This window comes from Leptospira alstonii serovar Sichuan str. 79601, from assembly GCF_000347175.1.
In the GTDB taxonomy this organism is placed as follows: Bacteria; Spirochaetota; Leptospiria; order Leptospirales; family Leptospiraceae; genus Leptospira; species Leptospira alstonii.
In genome coordinates this window covers 1-4,297 of sequence record NZ_ANIK01000107.1, presented here as the reverse complement: position 1 = coordinate 4,297, position 4,297 = coordinate 1, and the positions used below count along the sequence as shown (strand labels likewise).

Below are 4,297 nucleotides of genomic sequence, written 5' to 3'. Positions count from 1 at the left end.
AATGCCTTACTTTCCGAAATCTTTCTGTAGACGTCGTCTTTAAAATGAACGGGATCGTCTTCGGTAAACCCGACGACTAACGAGAGATTTCGTTTTCATAGTTTTGCAGAAAAAAATACTGAAGGAAGTTTTGTAAAGGAAAAAAGCAAAAGCACATAAAAATAATATGATATACTAATTTAAAAAATGAAATCCTCATTTTCACCGGGACTTAGTTTTCCTGAAATAAAAACTGTGCACCGCTAATTCCAAAATAAATTAGTAATATATAATATACAAAAGAAGGCGATATATGATACGAACGAATGAATATGAGAGAATACGGGAGCGGACGTTGAAGGAACTGGACGCGATGCTTGAGTCCGGAGGAGAAGGGCTTTCTGTGTGGCATCTGATGTATATCCAGGACGAGCCGGAACCTAAGTATTACCCATTGATAGAAGCGAGTTTGCGAAGAAAAGAAATCGACCAAGTCATAGCGGGAGCTTACTTAGCGGTTTCTTGGAAACTGAAAGAATTTGCACCGCTATTGCTTTTGTGGGACGGAAAGGGAGAAGCGGAAAGAAGTGTAATGCAGGCGATCCATACGTATCTTTCCGATCGCAAGAAGACGCTTGCGGAAATTAAAGAAGGATCGCCTGGGATGTTCGAGACGGTGAAAATAATGCACAATATCCGCAAACCGGACGCTTTGGACTGGGAGATATTATTATCATCTTTCGATCTGCTATTGGGAGTGGAAGGGAGCCATAACTTCCTGTCGGATTTAGTGTATGCATCGGCTCGAATGCTTGAGTCTCAGACTCCGAGCCCGGAAATAAAAAAGGAATTACGAAAACGATTTAACCGATTGGATCCGGATATGCCCGTCGATGATCCGTTTTTACATGAGGAACTTTTAAAACGTTTTCGAGCTTATTTACTTTGATCAATTTTTCCGCTCGAACCGATCATTATACATCGGGCTTTCATTTTTGATAAAAAGACCGGTGAATATCCCCAAAACATAGCACGATCAAAAACAAACTTCCACCAGAATGCATCAAATTGCCATTTTAATGCATTTTACGAAGGATCCAAAGAAAAAGAAATTCAATTTCATTCATAGAATGAAACATTATACATTTTAAAATTACTATTTTCTAAATCAAAAACCTGTCGATATTTGAATCAAGAGTCTAAACCGGTGAACTCTCAGATTCGATATAAAGACGAACGGCAAAAAGAGTTAAGAACAGAAACACGACTATAAATTATTAAAATTGCATATTCTTGTAATGTAAAGTCCTAACCGCCAGAACTAAAACTCACGACCGCTTGAAAGGTATTTTCCAACTTGAAACCAAAAACTGCAAATTTCTTAGCCGACGAAATCACCTCAATCATGAAAACATTGAGGGAAAACACATACAAAGGAGGAAATCGCTTCCTCCTTGACGGGCATTTGGAAATCGGAGGATTACTCAGCCGTGAATTCAGTTCGGATGTATTGGACGGCAAAAGTAGTCAGAAGATGAAAAACCTGACGGAAAAAATTTCCAAACAACTGAACGAAGGATTTTCGAGAAGAACCCTTTATTATGCCCTTAAATTTTATCAAAGCTATCGAAACAAAAAATTGGATTATCGCCTTGGCTGGGGTCACTACAGAATTTTAGCCTCCATTTCGAATTTAACGCAGAGAAAGAAGTTAGAGAAAGAGGCTGCGGAAAACAATTGGAGTCGCGAGATATTAGAAAGAAAGGCTCGGGAGGGCGGTTACTACGGCGGAATGAAAAAAATACTCTGGAAACGTCCCGATGGCGACATCTTTCATTACAAAATCGTAAATAAGGACATCCAAACCGAAAAAACGCTTTGGATTGACTTCGGCTTTCACTTTTACAAAAAAGTGGATGAAAAAGGTTTTGGTGAAAGCGACATTGTGGCGCTTAACGTGGAAAAGAAGGATTGGAAATACGAAAAACAAAACCCCGATTCAAAATCGCTTCTTTATCATTATCTCGGAAGTTTAGAGAGAGTGATAGACGGAGACACATTGTTAGTCCAAATGAAATTGGGTTTTGGTATGATCTTAAGAGAAAGAATCCGTTTGTTAGGTGTGAATGCTCCGGAACTTGGAAGTCCTGAAGGAGAGGAAATTTTTTCTTCTTTGAAAAAGAAACTCAAACCCGGTAGTAGTCTTTTGATTCGAACCCATTTCGAGGACAAGTACGGAAGATATTTAGGCGATGTTCTTTATTCAAGAGAGAAGAATGCGGACTTTAAAAAATTAAAGACCGAAGGAATTCATTTAAACGAAGAACTTGCGAATTTGGGTTATTGATACGATGAAGAATGTATTCACTTATTGTTATATTCCCGAAGAGTGATGGATTTGAAGACTTAAAAATACAATATTACATCCTTTAAATCGAAAGTTTAAGAGAAGATTAAAAAAGTAACCGGTTTTCGTTTTTGATTTGTTTTTTGAGGAAAAAAAGCTGATTTTTCTTGAAAATGGGACAATAATCGGGTCTAAAAAGGGCTAAAAACCATAGAAATTTACCGGAAAATGTTAAGAAAATTGACAAAAAATATCATTACTATACCTTAGTGACAGGATATCCTTTTATGTTACTCGAAAATCGTTTATTTCAGCTAAATATTGATTCTGAAAAATTCGCTTTGACTTCGAGCAGAAAAGTGTGCACCACCGGTGCACACTTTTCAAACCCACCCTCCGTTTTCAATTTCTTGGACGACAACCTCATTGGGTCCGGGCCTTTTTCCAGCAAAATTTCCCGGCGAAGGGGAAGCGGAATGCCGAGCTTGGTTGGACCATTAAACATTTTTAAATTAAAAAAACAGCAAGCTCGGAATGAAGCGCGGGGAATGCTTTCCCCGCCCCTAACATCTAATTCCTATCCACTAACCCCTTGGAATGAATACGATTTAGCGAATTTGAATAACAATGAATTTGTCACAAAGACGATTCGAGATAATGTGAGCGGAAGCGTAAACGTATCCAAAATATTTAGAGATCCGTTTGGAAATACGATACGCACGGAAACGAATACAGCCGTATCGGGAGTCAATACGATCGAAGAATTTTACTTTGATTATACAAAAGGAAAATTGATTCAAAGATCAAAACCGTATATATCCCTTCAGGCTCCTATCTACATAACGTTTCAATACAATGATCCGGACGGAGCTTTGACCTCTATGGTGGAACCGAGCGCGAGCGGGGGAACCATTCTTACAAACGTAACCAGAACTGGATTTACGGAAACAAAAACGATCAATTATCCCGACGGACAGACCGTAATTCAAGCAGAAACCAAAAACGAATTGGGACAAACAATCAGCAAAACGACAAACGGAAGAACGACGTCTTACGCCTATTCTCCGTTTGGCGAAGCTATTACGGTTACGGACGTGGGCGGTCTTACGACCACCTTTACATACAATTCTTTAGGAAGAAGGACTTCCGTACAAGATCCGAACTCCGGAACGATTTCGTTTAGTTACGATTCCGTTGGAAGGATTGCAAGTCAGACGGATGCGAGAAGCAAGACGATCAGTTATACATACGATATTTTAGGTAGAATCAGCACCCAAACGACAAACGGGCCGGAAGCACCGGTGCAGTACATATATGACGATGGAAATGTTCCGTTTTCCAAAGGGCGCGTAACGCAAATAACGGACGGAGCGGGAATTACAAAGTTTTTCTACAATCAACGAGGGGAAACAATCCAAAAGACGAAATACGTGGACGATGTCACTGCGATTTTCAAAATAGACTATGATTCCCTCGGAAGACCGATTACGGAAACGTTACCGGACGGAACCAAGCTACACAATTTCTATTCGCCTAACGGAACATTGTCGAGTATTACAATGGACTCTGCGGACGGCACAAGTATTGGACACACGGTCGTTTCTTACCAAGGGCCGTATTTAGATTCAAACGGAGTTCCAAGCGTAAGAAGGACCACCGGAAACGGCGTGACGATGGAAATCGGGTTTGAGCCACTCGACAAAAAACCTTTGAGCGTGGTTTCTAAAAAACCGGATGGAAGTATAATCGGCAACACGGAACTTACGTATGATTCCAAAGGGAATATTACAAAAATTGAAGACAAACTGAACCCGACGAGAACCCAGAACTTTACGTTGGACAATTTAGGCAGAGTGACACAAGCAACCGGGAAATACGGAACCCAGGATTTTACCTTTTCAGCCAACGGAAACTTGATTCAAAAAGGCGAATATACTTTAGGTTACGGCGACGGAACTCATGCAAACGCTG

Annotated in this window: 2 protein-coding genes and 2 pseudogenes; 3 read left to right on the top strand and 1 reads right to left on the bottom strand. The window is 40.1% G+C overall.

Annotated elements, in window-relative coordinates; translation table 11 throughout:
• Positions 1 to 199: pseudogene (locus LEP1GSC194_RS23690) on the bottom strand (transposase); the annotation flags it as partial.
• A gap of 93 nt (positions 200 to 292) precedes the next feature.
• On the opposite strand from LEP1GSC194_RS23690, the gene LEP1GSC194_RS18100 reads away from it, so the two are divergent.
• The 3 genes and pseudogenes from LEP1GSC194_RS18100 to LEP1GSC194_RS23505 all read left to right on the top strand — a co-directional run.
• Positions 293 to 928: a hypothetical protein gene (locus LEP1GSC194_RS18100; RefSeq protein ID WP_036043721.1), complete on the top strand. Its 636-nt coding sequence runs from the start codon at positions 293 to 295 to the stop codon at positions 926 to 928.
• 408 nt (positions 929 to 1,336) lie between these two features.
• Positions 1,337 to 2,326 (top strand): DUF1016 N-terminal domain-containing protein, encoded by a 990-nt coding sequence (locus LEP1GSC194_RS18095; RefSeq protein ID WP_036043719.1) that lies wholly within the window; start codon positions 1,337 to 1,339, stop codon positions 2,324 to 2,326.
• Between the two features lie 596 nt (positions 2,327 to 2,922).
• Positions 2,923 to 4,297, top strand: a pseudogene (locus tag LEP1GSC194_RS23505) (RHS repeat-associated core domain-containing protein); the annotation flags it as partial.